Genomic DNA, 15433 nt, shown 5'->3' with positions numbered 1-15433 from the left:
CCCCCGGCCCATCCTGCAGCAGGATCAGCTGTGCTTTTCCACGCTGGCCACAGATTCAGCAGTCAAACCATCACTTCACCGCCAGCTGCTTCTCGATCTGCGCCACCAGCTTCTTGTCGTCCGGGCCGACGTTGCTAGCGTAGGAGCCGATCACCTCGCCGTTGCGGCCGATCAGGTATTTGTAGAAATTCCAGCCAGGTGCCTGGCCGGTTTTTTCGGCGAGTTGCTTGTAGAAGGGCGAGGCCTGTGCGCCCTTGACGCTGCTCTTGGCGAACATCGGGAACTTGACGCTGTAAGTGTTGGCGCAGAACGCGGCGATCTGCTTGTTGTCGCCGCTTTCCTGGCTGAAGTCGTTCGACGGGAACCCCAGCACGACCAGACCTTTGTCCTTGTACTGGCCGTAGAGCTTTTCCAGCCCCTCGTACTGGCCGGTGAAGCCGCAGAAGCTGGCGGTGTTGACCACCAGCAGCACCTTGCCGGCGTATTGGCACAGGGCCTGATCCTTCTCGTCCTGCAGGCGCGGGAAGTTGTGCCGGAGCACCGCCGGGCAAGCCGCAGGGGTTGCGACGGTCGGCGTCGTGGCCGGCGTGGCCGCATAGGCGGCGGGGGTGATGGCCACCGTCAGCGCGACGCTCAGGCCCAGCGCAGACAGGGTTCGGACAACGACAGGCTTCATGAAGATTCCTTGGTGGAGTCGGCAAAGCCGACCGGCAGGGTCATTTTCCAATACAGAAGCTGCTGAAGATGACGCCCAGCAGATCGTCGGCACTGAAGGTGCCGGTGATCTCACCCAGCGCGTTGTGCGCCAGGCGCAGCTCTTCGGCAAGCAGGTCGAGCGCGGTGTCCGACAAGGCGGCCAGCGCAGCGGCTTCGGCCAGGTGCGTGGCGGCGGCGGCCAGCGCCCGCACGTGGCGTTCACGGGCGATGAAGACGCCGTCGGGCGTGGCGTGCCAGCCGGCCAGCTGCAGCAGCCGGGTGCGCAGCTCGGCCAGACCGGTCTGGGTGCGGGCGGACAGGGCGAGCGCATCACCGCCGGCATGGCGGGCCAGGGCCGCCAGCGCCTGGTCGGGCGCGGCGTCAGCCTTGTTGTAGATGTGCAGCGTGGGCACCTGGGCGGGCAAACGAGCGGCGATGGCGCGGTCGGCCTGAGCATAGTCCGGCTCGTGCAGGCGCGTGAGGTCGTGCAGGAACAGCAGCGCGTCGGCCTGCTCGATGGCCTGCCAGCTGCGCGCGATGCCGATGCGCTCGACCTCGTCGCTGGCGTGAACGTCGTCGCGCAGGCCGGCGGTGTCGATCACGTGCACGGGCACGCCTTCGATCTGCAGCGTCTCGCTGATTTTGTCGCGCGTGGTGCCGGGAATGGCGGTGACGATGGCCAGCTCAGCGCCGGCCAGCGCGTTCAGCAGCGAGCTTTTGCCCGCATTGGGCTGGCCGGCGATCACCACCTGCAGGCCTTCGCGCAGCAGCACGCCCTGGCGGGCGGCGTCCTGCACCTGGGCCAATTGCGCGCGCAGGCGGGCGAGGCGGCCGTGGGCGTCGGCTTTCTGCAGGAAGTCGATTTCTTCCTCTGGGAAGTCGAGCGTGGCCTCGACCAGCATGCGCAGGTCGATCAGCGCGTCGCGCAGCGAACTGATGCGGCGCGAGAACTCGCCGCCGAGCGAGCGCGCGGCGCTGCGCGCGGCGGCTTCGGTGCTGGCGTCGATCAGGTCGGCCACGGCCTCGGCCTGCGCGAGGTCGAGCTTGTCGTTGAGGAAAGCGCGCTCGGTGAACTCGCCTGGCCCGGCCAGACGCAGGTGCGGCAGGCGCGGTCGCTGGGTGTCGTCGACTTCAGCAGCAGCCTGCAGGCAGCGCGCCAGCAGCAGTTGCAGCACGACCGGGCCGCCGTGGGCCTGCAGCTCCAGCACGTCTTCACCGGTGTAGCTGTGCGGCGCGGGGAAGAACAGCGCCAGGCCCTGGTCGATGGGCTGGGCGGTGGCGTCCAGGAACGGGCCGAAGGTGGCCACGCGCGGCACGAGGCTGCGCCCGGTCAGGGCCAGGGCGAGCGGCGCGAGGTGGCGTCCGGACACGCGCACGATGCCGACCGCCCCCCGGCCCGGTGCGGTGGCGACAGCGACGATGGGATCTTGATGGCGGGGCAGCATGGCGGGGATTCTGGCTGGGCGCGTTCCGCGTTCGGCGCGCACCATGAAAAAACGCCTTGTCCGGCATGACCGGACAAGGCGTCGAGATTGGCGCGGAGGGAGGACCGTGGGGTCTCCTGAGCCGGACGGCCCGACGGGGTGTCGGTGTCCGGGTCGGCCCCGCCAGCGCATGGTGCTGGGCGCGGGAGGGGAGTTCAATCCCGCGCTCAGGGGGTCACGTCATGCGCTGGCCGCGAAGCGCGACGGATTCAACGGTTGAGGCCGAGGCTGCGGTTGATCATCCACTGCTGCGCGATCGACAGCAGGTTGTTGACGAACCAGTACAGCACCAGACCGGCCGGGAAGAAGAAGAACATCACGCTGAAGGCCAGCGGCATGAACCACATCATCTTGGCCTGGATCGGGTCCGGCGGCGTCGGGTTGAGCCAGGTCTGCAGCACGGTGGTGGCCGTCATCAGCAGGGGCAGGATGAAGTACGGGTCCTTGAGGCTCAGGTCGTTGATCCAGAAGATCCACGGCGCGCCACGCATCTCGACCGACGACAGCAGCACCCAGTACAGCGAGATGAAGAACGGCATCTGCACGACGATGGGCAGGCAGCCACCGATCGGGTTGACCTTCTCCTCGCGGTAGATGCGCATCATTTCCTGCTGCATCTTCTGCGGATCGTCCTTGAGGCGCTCGCGCATCTCCTGGATCTTGGGGTTGATGGCCTTCATCTTGCCCATCGACTTGTAGGCGTTGGCGTTGAGCCAGTAGAACGCCATCTTGAGCAGCACCACCAGCGCAATGATCGACCAGCCCCAGTTGCCCAGCAGGCCGTGCAACTTGTCGAGCAGCCAGAACAGCGGCTTGGCCAGGATGGTCAACCAGCCGTAGTCCTTGACCAGGTCCAGCCCCGGCGCCAGCGCAGCGAGGTTGTTCTCTTCCTGCGGGCCGGCGAACAGACGCGCATCGAGCGTCTTGGTCGCGCCCGGTGCCAGTTCGCCCACCGGCATGATCATGCCCACCGAGTAGAGGTTGGTGTCGACCTTTTTCGTGAACAGCTCGCGCGGGGTCTTGTCGCCAGGCAGCCAGGCCGAGGCGAAGTAGTGCTGCACCATGGCGACCCAGCCGTTGTCGGCCTGGACTTCATGGTCGGGCTTGTCGCCGGTCTTGTGCTTCTCGATGGTCTTGAACTCGACCTTCTGGAACTTGCTGGCCTCGGTGTAGACGGCCGGTCCCGTGAAGGTGCTGTAGAAGCTCGACTCGTCGGGCAGCGGGTTGCCGTCGCGCACCAGTTGCAGGTACATCTGCGACTTGACCGGTGCGGTGCCCACGTTCTGTACTTCGTGCTGCACATCGACGATGTAGCTGCCGCGGTGCAGGGTGTAGGTCTTGGCCAGCTTGACGCCACCGATCTCGGGCGACTCGAAGCGCAGCTTGAGGTCATTCTGGCCATCGGCCAGATTGCGCTCGCCGGGCACCACGGTCATGACGCTGAGGTGGTCAGGCTGGGCCGCGCCACCCTGGGCCGGAATCAGGCCACTCTCGGCCACGTAGTGGCGCTGGGTGGAGCGGTCGAACAGCAGGACCTTCCGCTCGGGGTGGCTCTGGTCGGCGTACTTGAGCAACTCCAGCCGCATCAGCGAGCCGCCGCGGCTGTCGAACGTGGCGCGCACGGTGTCGGTGGTGACCACCACCGCCTCAGCCACGGGCGCAGAAGCCGAGGCCGCCACCGGCGCCGCACCGGCAGCCGCAGCGTTGCCGCCCGCCAGTGCCACGGTCGGCGTAGGCACGCCGGAACCGGCTGCGCCCACGGCCGGCGCAGTCGCAGCCGGCTTGGTGTTGAAGAGCGAAGGCTGGCCGTTGTGGCGGCTCCAGCCGTCCCAGAGCATCAGCAGGGAAACGGAAAAAACACCCCAGAGCAGGGCGCGCCGCAAGTCGGTCATACGGATGTCTTTCGTTGAGCCGAACGGCAGGACGCCGCCGGCGGATGGCCAGCGGACGTTGCGGACCGCTCCAGCAGGGAAGAAAACAGGCGGGGCAGCACGGCGGGCACCGGATCATGTCCCCCCGCGCAGAGCGGATGGCACCGGGCCAGACGCGTGAGCGTCAGACGCCCACCACCCAGCGCACCGTGCGCCTGCAAGGCCTGCAGGGCATAGGCGGAACAGGTGGGCTCGAAACGGCAGGCCGAACCCAGCCAGGGGCTGAGCAGCAGCCGGTAGCCGCGCACCAGTGCCATGAGGCCGTCACGCAGGGCGTGGCGCATCAGGGCCCCCTGGCCAGACGCGGAGCGCGTCGGGCGGCGTCGGCCAGCAGTTGCACGATCTCGGCGCGCACCAATTCAGCCAGCGCATCAGAGCAGGCGCTGGTGTAGACCTTGCGGTCCAGCGGCGCACGCAGGCGCAGCACCCAGTCGCCCGCAGCGAGCAAATGGGCGCACTGGCGCATGCCGGATCGGATCTGGCGTTTGACGAGACTGCGCGTCACCGAACGCTTGGCGTGACGCTTGGGCACGACGAGGCCGAGGTGCAGTTCATGCAACTCATCCACAGCTTCTGCGGCTTTGTGCACAGGGGCTGTTGACAACTCGGACAACGCTTCAGGTGCCAAGGCAGCAGAAACACGGTGAGGCGCCAGATGGTGCGCAAAAAAATGAGCCGTGCGGGCACAAGGCCGCACGGCCATGGCCGCCTCGAACCGACTCGCGCCGGTCAGGCTGACCAGTTTTTTTTCTGCGGCGTCATTCACCACGGCACGCCCTGAACTGGCATGCCTTGATGACTCAGACAGCCAGGCGCTTGCGGCCCTTGGCGCGGCGCGCATTGATGACGTGACGGCCACCGCGGGTCGCCATGCGGGCACGGAAACCGTGCGTACGGGCACGACGGACCTTTGACGGCTGATAGGTGCGCTTCATGATGAATCCTTACGAGCAAAGCCACTTCCGCGCTGCATCGATGTGCAGTGGTTTTGGCTGAAATTTCTACATCTTTGACCGGTGCCTGCGTTGCGGCTTGATCCTTCACGAATCAATTGCCTTGATCCGCGAAGGATCAACTGCGCCACCTACGCCACACCAGCCGGCGGGTCCCCGGGCCTACTTTTTCGGGCGCATACGCCCGCCCCTGCCGGCCGGAAAACCCGCGATTACAGCAAAGATGCTTCGGCGCGTCAATGCATGTGCGCGATCCATTGCCAACAAGGCCCCGATATCCCGCCTGAAAAACTGTGGATAACCTCTCGCGGAACGCGGCTGGGCTAGATACAATCGCCCCCCTTCCAAAAGGTTATCCACATTCATCGATATGCACACGGACTTGTGGCAGCGAGGCTGCGAGCGCCTGGCCACCGAGTTGCCTGAGCAGCAGTTCAACACCTGGATCAGACCCTTGCCGCCGGCCGAGATTTCGACCGCAGGCAACGAGGTGCTGGTCGGCCTGAGCGTGCCCAACCGCTTCAAGCTGGACTGGATCCGCGGCCAGTACGGCGCGCGCATCACGGCCGCGCTGAGCGAAATTTCCGGCTGCCCGGTGCGCCTGGAGTTCTCGGTGCGCACGCGCGACCTGACGCCCACGCCCGCACCGGTGGCACCCGCCGCCGCATCGACCGCGCCGGCACCCATCGCGCGCCCCCGCAGTTTGTCGGGCGCCGTGCAGGCGGCGCTGCCACTGCTGGACACCCTGCCAGCCGGGGCGCAAGCCGCCCCGCCACCACCGGCCCGTGCCAAGCGCGGCAGCGCTCTCAAGCGCGCCAGCGATGCCGCCGCAGTGGCCAGCGCTGCAGATGCCGCCGAAGCAGTGCAGGCCGCACAGCACGCTGCCGCGCTGGCCGAGCCCGGCGCGGTGCAAGGCCGCATGGGCGTGGCGCCGGTGGCCAACCGGGGCCGCCTGAACCCGGCCTTGACCTTCGACACGCTGGTGCCCGGCCGCGCCAACCAGATGGCGCGCACCGCCGCACTGCACGTGGTGGGCGCGCCCGGCCACATGTACAACCCGCTGTTCATCTACGGCGGCGTCGGCCTGGGCAAGACCCACCTGATGCACGCGGTCGGCAACGCCTTGATCCGCGACAACCCCGACGCCCGCGTGCTCTACCTGCACGCCGAGCAGTTCATCAGCGACGTGGTCAAGAACTACCAGCGCAAGACCTTCGACGAGTTGAAGGCCAAGTACCACAACCTCGATCTGCTGCTGATCGACGACGTGCAGTTCTTCGCCGGCAAGGAGCGCACGCAGGAGGAGTTCTTCAACACCTTCGAGGCGCTGCTGGCCAAGAAGGCCCACATCATCATGACCAGCGACACCTACCCCAAGGGGCTGGTGGACATCGACGAGCGCCTGACCAGCCGCTTCGACGCCGGCCTGGCCGTGGCGATCGAGCCGCCCGAGCTGGAGATGCGCGTGGCCATCCTGATGAAGAAATCGGTCGCCGAGGGCAGCGCCATGCCCGAGGACGTGGCCTTCTTCGTCGCCAAGAACGTGCGCGCCAACGTGCGCGAGCTGGAAGGCGCGCTGCGCAAGGTGCTGGCCTACAGCCGCTTCAGCCACAAGGAGATCACGATCAACCTGGCGCGCGAGGCGCTGAAAGACCTGCTGTCGATCCAGAACCGCCAGGTCTCGGTCGAGAACATCCAGAAGACCGTGGCCGACTTCTACAAGATCAAGATCGCCGACATGTACAGCAAGAAGCGCCCGGCCAGCATCGCCCGGCCGCGCCAGATCGCCATGTACCTGGCCAAGGAAATGACGCAGAAGAGCCTGCCCGCCATCGGCGAACTGTTCGGCGGGCGCGACCACACCACGGTGCTGCACGCGGTGCGCAAGATCGGTGGCGAACGGCAGAAGAACACCGAACTCAACCAGCAGTTGCACGTGCTGGAACAGACGCTCAAAGGCTGACCGCTTGGCGGCCGTCAAAACCCGTCCCAAAACAGCGAAAATGCCCCGTTCCGCCTGCCCAGGGCTGACGGCGGCTTCTTCTGAACCCGAACACCTCGAGAGAAGACATCCATGATCGTGTTGAAGGCAACGCAAGAGCAGGTGCTGAGCGCCTTGCAATCCGTCTCCGGCATCGTCGAGCGGCGGCACACCCTGCCGGTGCTGGCCAACGTGCTGATCCGCAAGCAGGGCGGCCACATCCAGCTGACCACCAGCGACCTCGAGATCCAGGTGCGCACCAGCGCCGAACTCGGCGGTGACGGCGGCGACTTCGCCACCACCGTGGGCGCGCGCAAGCTGATCGACATCCTGCGCAGCCTGCCCGCCGACCAGCTGGTGACGCTGAGCGCGGCGCAGAGCAAGCTCACGCTGCAGGGGGGAAAAAGCCGCTTCACGCTGCAGACGCTGCCGGCCGACGACTTTCCGCTGGTGCAGGAAGCGGCCGACTTCGGCCCCGGCTTCAGCGTGCCGCAGAAGACGCTCAAGGGCCTGATCGACCAGGTGCACTTCGCGATGGCGGTGCACGACATCCGCTACTACCTCAACGGCATCCTGTTCGTCGCCGAAGGCAAGACCCTGACGCTGGTGGCCACCGACGGCCACCGCCTGGCGCTCGCCCAGGCCACGCTGGAAGTCGAGATGCCCAAGCAGGAAGTCATCCTGCCGCGCAAGACGGTGCTGGAACTGCAGCGCCTGCTGAAAGCCGATAAGGCTGACAAGGCCGACAAGGGCAGCAAGGACGGCGAGGAAGCGCGCATCGAGATGCGCTTTGCAGCGAACCAGGCCAAGTTCGTCTTCGGCGGGCTGGAGTTCGTGACCAAGCTGGTCGAGGGCAAGTTCCCCGACTACAACCGCGTCATCCCGAAGAACCACAAGCACCACATCACGCTCGGCCGCCTGCCGCTGCTGGCCAGCCTGCAGCGCGCAGCCATCCTCACCAGCGAGAAGTTCAAGGGCGTGCGCGTCAACTTCGAGCCGGGCGTGCTGAAGATCGCGTCGAGCAACGCCGAGCAGGAAGAGGCCAAGGAAGAACTCGAGATCGACTACGGTGGCGACACCATCGAGATCGGCTTCAACGTCACCTACCTGATCGACGTGCTCGCCAACGCGGACCAGGACATGGTCACCATCTCGCTGCTCGACGCCAACAGCTCCGCACTGTTCACCGTGCCCGAGCGGCCCGGATTCAAGTACGTCGTGATGCCCATGCGCATCTGAGTCCGGCGATTTCGCCCCGGCGCCGGACCCCCGCGCCCGACAGCGGACCAGGGCCTCACCGCCCCAGTCCGCTTCAATGTTTTGAAGGGGCAGCGCCAGCTGTCCCTTGACCTAGAGAGTGCCCCCATGAGTGAAGCCCAGAATCCCGCCTCCAGCAGCGACAGCAACCCGGAAGGCCTGACCGACAAGCAGACGGCGGCAGCGGCGGCGGGGGGCGTCTACGGCGCAGACTCGATCCAGATCCTCGAAGGCCTCGAAGCCGTGCGCAAGCGCCCGGGCATGTACATCGGCGACACGAGTGACGGTACCGGCCTGCACCACCTGGTGTTCGAGGTGGTCGACAACTCCATCGACGAAGCGCTGGCCGGCCACTGTGACGACATCATCGTCACCATCCACACCGACAACTCCATCAGCGTCACCGACAACGGCCGCGGCATCCCGACCGGCGTCAAGATGGACGACAAGCACGAGCCCAAGCGCAGTGCCGCCGAGATCGCCCTGACCGAGCTGCACGCCGGCGGCAAGTTCAACCAGAACAGCTACAAGGTCTCGGGCGGCCTGCACGGCGTGGGCGTGTCCTGCGTCAACGGCCTGAGCAAGTGGCTGCGCCTGACGGTGCGCCGCGAGGGCAAGGCCCACTACATGGAATTCCGCCAGGGCATTCCGCAGGATCGCGTGCTGGAGATGCGCGACGGCGTGAACGGGCCGGTAGAAGTCAGCCCGATGAAGATCACCGGCGACACCGACAAGCGCGGCACCGAGGTGCACTTCCTGCCCGACGAAACCATCTTCAGCAACATCGACTTCCACTACGAGATCCTCAGCAAGCGGCTGCGCGAGCTCTCGTTCCTGAACAACGGCGTCAAGATCCGCCTGGTCGACGAGCGCAACAACAAGGAAGACAACTTCGCCTACGCCGGCGGCGTGCAGGGCTTTGTCGAGTTCATCAACATCGGCAAGAAGGTGCTGCACGGCAACATCTTCCACGCCCGTGGCGACAAGATGAGCGACAACCAGACCAACGTCGCGGTCGAAGTGGCGATGCAGTGGAACGAGAGCTACAACGAGAACGTGCTCTGCTTCACCAACAACATCCCGCAGCGCGACGGCGGCACCCACCTGACCGGCCTGCGCGCGGCGATGACGCGGGTCATCAACAAGTACATCGACGACAACGAGATCGCCAAGAAGGCCAAGGTCGAGATCAGCGGCGACGACATGCGCGAAGGCCTGGCCTGCGTGGTCAGCGTCAAGGTGCCCGAGCCCAAGTTCAGCAGCCAGACCAAGGACAAGCTGGTCTCCAGCGAAGTGCGCGCGCCGGTGGAAGACATCGTCGGCCGCCTGCTCACCGATTGGCTGCTGGAGAACCCGGTCGACGCCAAGACCATCTGCTCAAAAATAGTCGACGCCGCCCGCGCCCGCGACGCCGCCCGCAAGGCGCGCGAAATGACGCGCCGCAAAGGCGTGCTCGACGGCATGGGCCTGCCCGGCAAGCTGGCCGACTGCCAGGAGAAGGACCCGGCGCTGTGCGAGATCTACCTGGTCGAGGGTGACTCCGCTGGCGGCTCGGCCAAGCAGGGCCGCGACCGGAAGTTCCAGGCCATCCTGCCGCTGCGCGGCAAGATCCTCAACGTCGAGAAGGCCCGCTACGAGAAGCTGCTGACCAGCAACGAGATCCTGACGCTGATCACCGCGCTGGGCACCGGCATCGGCAAAGGCATGGGCGGGGACGACTTCAACCCCGACAAGCTGCGCTACCACCGCATCATCATCATGACCGACGCCGACGTCGACGGCGCCCACATCCGCACCCTGCTGCTGACCTTCTTCTTCCGCCAGATGCCCGACCTGGTCGAGCGCGGCAACATCTACATCGCCCAGCCGCCGCTCTACAAGGTCAAGCACGGCAAGCACGAGCAGTACCTGAAGGACGGCACCGAGCTCGACGCCTACCTGCTGAAAGTCGCGCTCGACGGCGCCGCTGTCGAGCCCGGTGCCGGCAAGCCGGCGATTGCCGGCGAGGCGCTCGAAGAACTCGCCCGCCAGTACGTGCTGGCCAGCAACGTCATCGCCCGCCTGAGCAACTGGATGGACATCGAAGCCCTGCGCGCCATCAGCGACGGCCTGACCCTGGACCTGGACGACGCGGCCAAGGCCGAGGCCAGCGCGGTGGCCCTGCAGGCCGCCGTGCACGCCCTGGGCAGCGCCGCCGAAGTCGCCGCCGAATACGACGCCCGTACCGACAAGCACCTGCTGCGCATCAGCCGCCGCCACCACGGCAACATCAAGAGCAGCGTCATCACGCAGGACTTCGTGCACGGCGCCGACTACGAGGCCCTCAGCCGCGCCGGCCTCACCTTCAAGGATCTGCTCGAAGCCGACGCCACCGTGCGCCGCGGCGAAGGCGAAAAGCAGAAATCCGCCAAGGCCGGCGACTTCCGCGTCGCCATGGCCTGGCTGATGACCCAGGCCGAATCCAGCGTCGGCCGCCAGCGCTACAAGGGCCTGGGCGAAATGAACCCCAGCCAACTCTGGGAAACCACCATGGACCCGACCGTGCGCCGCCTGCTCCGCGTGCAGATCGAAGACGCCATCGAAGCCGACAAGGTCTTCACGATGCTGATGGGCGACGAGGTGGAGCCACGTCGGGATTTCATCGAGTCGAATGCGCTGCGGGCCGCCAATATTGATGTGTGATTTGTGTGGAAAGCCGCTGACAAGCTGCGCAAGAGCATCGACGCGGCCGAGTAAAAGCATGTGGTGTCAGGGCTGATCTTCCTGAAATACATCTCTGACTCGTTCGAAGAAGTCTTCGCCAAGCTCAGTGCAGGCCTTGGCGACTATGCCGGCGCCGCCCCTGAGGACACCCTGCTGCCCAAGCTGATACGCGGTGAAGTGCGGGTGGCTTGCTGATGCCAAAAAACTGGGCCGCCTTAGCGCAGCCAATGGGAGCCATCGCATGAGCCCAGACATCAACGCCAAGCTGAACAGCATGCTGGCGCTGTCCGCCGAGAACGAGGTAGTCGAGTTCAAAGAGGCCAAGAACAGCTACGACTTCAACAAGCTGGGCAAATACTTCTCGGCGCTGTGCAACGAAGCGAACTTGAAGGGCGTGTCATCGGCCTGGCTGGTGTTTGGTGTGAACGACCAGCGGCAGGTGGTGGGCTCGGCCTTCCGACCCGCACGCAAGGACTTGGACCACCTGAAGGGCGAAATCGCCAACAAGACGACTAATCACATCACCTTTGTCGAGATCCACGAAGTAGCCAGGCCCGAGGGCCGTGTCGTGATGCTGGAAATCCCTGCCGCGCCCCGAGGTCTGCCAGTGGCCTTTGAGGGGCACTACCACGGGCGCGACGGGGAAGCGCTAGGCCCCCTGAACCTGGAAGAGATTGAGCGCATCCGCGCCCAATCCACAGTGGATGACTGGAGCGCCATCATCGTGCCCGAAGCCAGCCTAGCCGATCTGGACGAACAAGCGCTGGCTGTGGCGCGCCGCAACTTCAAGAGCAAGTTTCCAGATAAGTCAGCAGAGGTCGATGGATGGGACGACCAGACCTTTCTCAACAAGGCCAAGCTGACGATCAAGGGCAAGCAGACCCGAGCCTCGCTGTTGTTGCTAGGCCGGGAAGAGGCTGAACACTTTTTGCTGCCCGCCGAGGCCAAGATCCGCTGGTTGCTCAAAGACCATGCGGGTAATGACCGGGACTACGCCTTATTCGGCATGCCGATGCTGCTGGCGGTGGACAAGGTCTACGCAAAGATCCGCAACCTCAAGTACCGCTACATCCGCGAAGGCACGCTATTTCCGGAAGAGATCGACCAGTACGAGCCCTATGCGATCCGCGAAGCGCTGAACAACTGCATCGCTCACCAAGACTACACACTGGCTGGCCGCATCAACGTGGTGGAGCGGGAAGAGAGCCTGAGTTTCACGAACAAAGGCAGCTTCGTGCCGGGTGACGTGCAACGCGTGGTGATGGAAGATGCGCCCGAGGAGCACTACCGCAACCGCTTCCTGGCCACGGCCATGTTCAACCTGAAGATGGTGGACACGGCGGGCGGCGGCATCCGTAAGCTGTTCATATTTCAGCGGCAGCGCTTTTTTCCTATGCCGGATTACGACTTGTCGGGCAATCGGGTGCAGCTCACGCTGACCGGCAAGGTGCTGGACATGGACTACGCCCGCATACTGGCCCGTGATGGCAGCTTGGCTTTGCCGGACATCATCGCGCTGGACAAAGTGCAGAAGCGCCAGGCCTTGAATGCCGATGACGAGCGCCGCTTGAAGAGTGGCGGCCTGATCGAGGGGCGCAAGCCCAACTACTTCATTGCCAAGTCGCTGGCGCAGCAGACAGGCCAGAAGGCCAGCTACAGCAAGAACTTGGCTTTCGACAAGCAGTACTACCTGGACCTGATTTGCAAGGCCGTGAAAGAGCATGGCTCGCTGGCACGCAAGGATATCGATGAACTGCTCTGGAACAAGCTGCCGGAGTGGATGGACGACAAGCAGCGCAAGATCAAAGTGGGGAACCTGATTGCGGAGCTGAGAAGAAAGCAGCGCATCGTCAACCAGGGCAGCGACACCCGCCCGTCTTGGTCTCTCGTTCGCCCAAAAATTCGATGAGAGCGAATGAGAGAGCGATGAGACGCGCCCTCTCAGACGCTTTAAAAATCAAGGACTTATCCTCTATTTTCGGGCGAAAAATCGCCTGAATTAAAGAGAGTCCCGTACGAGAGAGCCCGCATGCTCACCGAATCAGCTATCGAAACCTTTGCCATCAAGCTGCTGGAACACCAGGGTTCCCCATCGCATTGAGTAAAGAGAGGTAGGGGAGCCAGCAACAGTGCGGAGCTGTGCCTGAGGACATACCAGCACCACCCACAACAGGCCCCTCAGGGCCTGCCCCTCCTCATCAACCCAAGTCGAACCGATCCAGCTCCATCACCTTGACCCAGGCTGCGACGAAGTCGCGCACGAACTTGCCCTCGGCGTCGCTGGTGGCGTAGACCTCGGCCAGGGCGCGCAGTTGCGAGTTGGAGCCGAAGACCAGGTCGACCACGGTGGCGGTCCACTTGACCGCGTCGGTCTGGCGGTCGCGGCCTTCGAGCACGTTGGCGTCCGCCGCCGAGCGCTTCCATGCAGTACGCATGTCGAGCAGGTTGACGAAGAAGTCATTGCTCAACACGCCGGGGCGCTGGGTGAGGACGCCGTGGCGGGCGCCGCCGGTGTTGGCGTCCAGCGCGCGCAGGCCGCCGATCAGCACGGTCATTTCGGGCGCGGTGAGCGTCAGCAACTGGGCCTTGTCGACCAGCAGTTCGGCGGCGCGGGCTTCCAGGCCGCGGCGGATGTAGTTGCGGAAGCCGTCGGCCTGGGGCTCCAGCACCTTGAACGATTCGGCGTCGGTCTGATCCGGCGTGGCGTCGGTGCGGCCGGGGGTGAAGGGCACGGTGATGGCATGGCCGCCAGCCCGGGCAGCGGACTCCACGGCGGCGCTGCCGGCCAGCACGATCAGGTCGGCCAGCGAGACTTGTCTGCCGTCGGTCTGGGCGACGTTGAAGTGCTGCTGGACGGCTTGCAGCGTGGCCAGTACTGCGGTGAGTTCGGCCGGCTGGTTGACTGCCCAGTCTTTCTGCGGCGCCAGGCGGATGCGGGCGCCGTTGGCACCGCCGCGCTTGTCGCTGCCGCGGAAGGTGGCGGCCGAGGCCCAGGCGGTGTTGACGAGCTGGGCGGTGGTAAGGCCGGCGGCCAGGATCTGGGCCTTGAGCGCGGCAATGTCCTGCGCATCGATGAGCGGGTGGTCGACCGCCGGCACCGGGTCTTGCCAGATCAGCACTTCAGCGGGCACCAGCTTGCCCAGATAGCGGGCGCGCGGGCCCATGTCGCGGTGGGTGAGCTTGAACCAGGCGCGGGCGAAGGCGTCGGCGAACTGATCCGGGTTGGCGTGGAAGCGGCGCGAGATTTTCTCGTAGGCCGGGTCCATGCGCAGCGACAGGTCGGCCGTGGTCATCATCGGCGGGTGCTTCTTGGCGGGGTCGTGCGCGTCGGGGATCAGGTGCTCGGGCTTGCAGTCCTTGGGCGTCCACTGGTGGGCACCGGCGGGGCTCTTGGTCAGCTGCCACTCGTAGCCGAACAGCATGTCGAAGTAGCCCATGTCCCAGGTGGTGGGGTTGGGTTTCCAGGCGCCTTCGATGCCGCTGGTGGTGGTGTGCACGCCTTTGCCGGTGCCGAAGGCGTTCTTCCAGCCCAGGCCTTGCTCTTCGATGCCAGCGCCTTCGGGCTCGCGGCCGACCAGGGCCGGGTCGCCCGCGCCGTGGGCCTTGCCAAAGGTGTGACCGCCGGCAACCAGCGCGACGGTTTCTTCATCGTTCATGGCCATGCGGGCGAAGGTTTCGCGTACATCACGGCCCGAGGCCACCGGGTCGGGGTTGCCGTCCGGGCCTTCGGGGTTGACGTAGATCAGCCCCATCTGCACGGCGGCCAGCGGGTTGGCCAGCTCGCGGTCGCCGCTGTAGCGGCTGTCGGGCTTGTCGCTGGTGGCAAGCCAGGTCTTTTCCATGCCCCAGTTGATGTCGTCTTCAGGCGCCCAGATGTCGGGGCGGCCGCCGGCAAAGCCGAAGGTCTTGAAGCCCATCGAGTCCATGGCGACGTTGCCGGCCAGCACGATCAGGTCGGCCCACGACAGCTTGCGGCCGTACTTCTGCTTGATCGGCCACAGCAGGCGGCGCGCCTTGTCGAGGTTGCCGTTGTCGGGCCAGCTGTTGAGCGGGGCGAAGCGCTGGTTGCCGGTGCCGGCGCCGCCGCGGCCATCATGAATGCGGTAAGTGCCGGCGGCGTGCCAGGTCATGCGCACGAACAGGCCGCCGTAGTGGCCCCAGTCGGCCGGCCACCAGTCCTGGGAGTCGGTCATCAACGCGGTGAGGTCAGCGACGACGGCGTCCAGGTCGAGGGTACGGAACTCGGCCGCGTAGTCAAAGCCGGCGTCCATCGGGCTGGACTGGGGCGAGTGCTGGTGGAGGATCTTGAGGTTGAGCTGGTTCGGCCACCAATCGGCATTGGTCTGGCCGCTGCGGGCGGTGGCCTGGGTGCGTGTGCCGCCTGAGAAGGGACATTGGGCTTCGTTCGACATGGTGTTCTCCTGGGGC

The 15433-nt window shown here is 65.5% G+C and carries 12 protein-coding genes; 5 read left to right on the top strand and 7 right to left on the bottom strand.

The window, feature by feature from the left end; genetic code table 11:
- Positions 1-70: 70 nt before the first annotated feature.
- The 6 genes from AC5IG3_RS11970 to rpmH all read right to left on the bottom strand — a co-directional run bounded on the left by AC5IG3_RS11970 (position 71) and on the right by rpmH (position 5046).
- Positions 71-676 (bottom strand): glutathione peroxidase, encoded by a 606-nt coding sequence (locus AC5IG3_RS11970; RefSeq protein ID WP_491906519.1) that lies wholly within the window; start codon positions 674-676, stop codon positions 71-73.
- Between the two features lie 40 nt (positions 677-716).
- Positions 717-2141, bottom strand: a complete 1425-nt coding sequence (gene mnmE / locus AC5IG3_RS11965; RefSeq protein WP_491906518.1) for a tRNA uridine-5-carboxymethylaminomethyl(34) synthesis GTPase MnmE — start codon at positions 2139-2141, stop codon at positions 717-719.
- 248 nt (positions 2142-2389) lie between these two features.
- Entirely contained in the window at positions 2390-4072 is a 1683-nt protein-coding gene (yidC, locus tag AC5IG3_RS11960; RefSeq protein WP_491906517.1) for a membrane protein insertase YidC, read from the bottom strand.
- Positions 4069-4395 carry a membrane protein insertion efficiency factor YidD gene (gene yidD / locus AC5IG3_RS11955; RefSeq protein WP_491906516.1) on the bottom strand — a complete coding sequence of 109 codons (327 nt, stop codon included), beginning with the start codon at positions 4393-4395 and terminating at the stop codon, positions 4069-4071. Before yidD ends, yidC begins: the two co-directional genes overlap by 4 nt.
- Positions 4395-4715 (bottom strand): ribonuclease P protein component, encoded by a 321-nt coding sequence (locus tag AC5IG3_RS11950; RefSeq protein ID WP_491906515.1) that lies wholly within the window; start codon positions 4713-4715, stop codon positions 4395-4397. The genes yidD and AC5IG3_RS11950 overlap by 1 nt, the downstream gene beginning before the upstream one ends.
- 196 nt (positions 4716-4911) lie before the next feature.
- Positions 4912-5046, bottom strand: a complete 135-nt coding sequence (gene rpmH / locus AC5IG3_RS11945; protein ID WP_491906514.1) for a 50S ribosomal protein L34 — start codon at positions 5044-5046, stop codon at positions 4912-4914.
- Between the two features lie 388 nt (positions 5047-5434).
- Here rpmH and dnaA point away from each other — a divergent pair, with 388 nt between their 5' ends.
- From dnaA to AC5IG3_RS11920, 5 genes are all read left to right on the top strand, one after another.
- A complete protein-coding gene (gene dnaA, locus AC5IG3_RS11940; protein WP_491906513.1) occupies positions 5435-7027 on the top strand; it encodes a chromosomal replication initiator protein DnaA in 1593 nt (530 codons plus the stop codon).
- A 111-nt stretch (positions 7028-7138) separates the two neighbouring features.
- Complete coding sequence (gene dnaN / locus AC5IG3_RS11935; protein WP_491906512.1) at positions 7139-8284, top strand: DNA polymerase III subunit beta; 1146 nt, start codon at positions 7139-7141, stop codon at positions 8282-8284.
- A gap of 126 nt (positions 8285-8410) precedes the next feature.
- Positions 8411-10984, top strand: coding sequence for a DNA topoisomerase (ATP-hydrolyzing) subunit B (gene gyrB, locus AC5IG3_RS11930; RefSeq protein WP_491906511.1), 2574 nt, complete (start codon positions 8411-8413; stop codon positions 10982-10984).
- 63 nt (positions 10985-11047) lie between these two features.
- Positions 11048-11200, top strand: a complete 153-nt coding sequence (locus AC5IG3_RS11925; RefSeq protein WP_491906510.1) for a hypothetical protein — start codon at positions 11048-11050, stop codon at positions 11198-11200.
- A 46-nt stretch (positions 11201-11246) separates the two neighbouring features.
- Entirely contained in the window at positions 11247-12914 is a 1668-nt protein-coding gene (locus AC5IG3_RS11920) for a DUF8451 domain-containing protein (RefSeq protein ID WP_491906509.1), read from the top strand.
- A 289-nt stretch (positions 12915-13203) separates the two neighbouring features.
- On the opposite strand, the gene katG is transcribed toward AC5IG3_RS11920, so the two are convergent.
- A complete protein-coding gene (gene katG / locus AC5IG3_RS11915) occupies positions 13204-15417 on the bottom strand; it encodes a catalase/peroxidase HPI (RefSeq protein WP_491906508.1) in 2214 nt (737 codons plus the stop codon).
- Positions 15418-15433 lie beyond the last annotated feature (16 nt).

It is taken from the genome of Leptothrix sp. (in: b-proteobacteria), from assembly GCF_965250675.1.
Classification (GTDB): domain Bacteria; phylum Pseudomonadota; class Gammaproteobacteria; order Burkholderiales; family Burkholderiaceae_C; genus Sphaerotilus.
Note: the sequence above shows the minus strand (reverse complement) of the source record. Positions and strands in the feature narration are given on the sequence as shown.

Bases quoted from the DNA above. Each gene is read 5' to 3' on its own strand.
- AC5IG3_RS11970 (WP_491906519.1), bottom strand. From the start codon at position 676: ATGAAGCCTGTCGTTGTCCGAACCCTGTCTGCGCTGGGCCTGAGCGTC.
- mnmE (WP_491906518.1), bottom strand. From the start codon at position 2,141: ATGCTGCCCCGCCATCAAGATCCCATCGTCGCTGTCGCCACCGCACCG.
- yidC (WP_491906517.1), bottom strand. From the start codon at position 4,072: ATGACCGACTTGCGGCGCGCCCTGCTCTGGGGTGTTTTTTCCGTTTCC.
- yidD (WP_491906516.1), bottom strand. From the start codon at position 4,395: ATGCGCCACGCCCTGCGTGACGGCCTCATGGCACTGGTGCGCGGCTAC.
- rpmH (WP_491906514.1), bottom strand. From the start codon at position 5,046: ATGAAGCGCACCTATCAGCCGTCAAAGGTCCGTCGTGCCCGTACGCAC.
- dnaA (WP_491906513.1), top strand. From the start codon at position 5,435: ATGCACACGGACTTGTGGCAGCGAGGCTGCGAGCGCCTGGCCACCGAG.
- dnaN (WP_491906512.1), top strand. From the start codon at position 7,139: ATGATCGTGTTGAAGGCAACGCAAGAGCAGGTGCTGAGCGCCTTGCAA.
- gyrB (WP_491906511.1), top strand. From the start codon at position 8,411: ATGAGTGAAGCCCAGAATCCCGCCTCCAGCAGCGACAGCAACCCGGAA.
- AC5IG3_RS11920 (WP_491906509.1), top strand. From the start codon at position 11,247: ATGAGCCCAGACATCAACGCCAAGCTGAACAGCATGCTGGCGCTGTCC.
- katG (WP_491906508.1), bottom strand. From the start codon at position 15,417: ATGTCGAACGAAGCCCAATGTCCCTTCTCAGGCGGCACACGCACCCAG.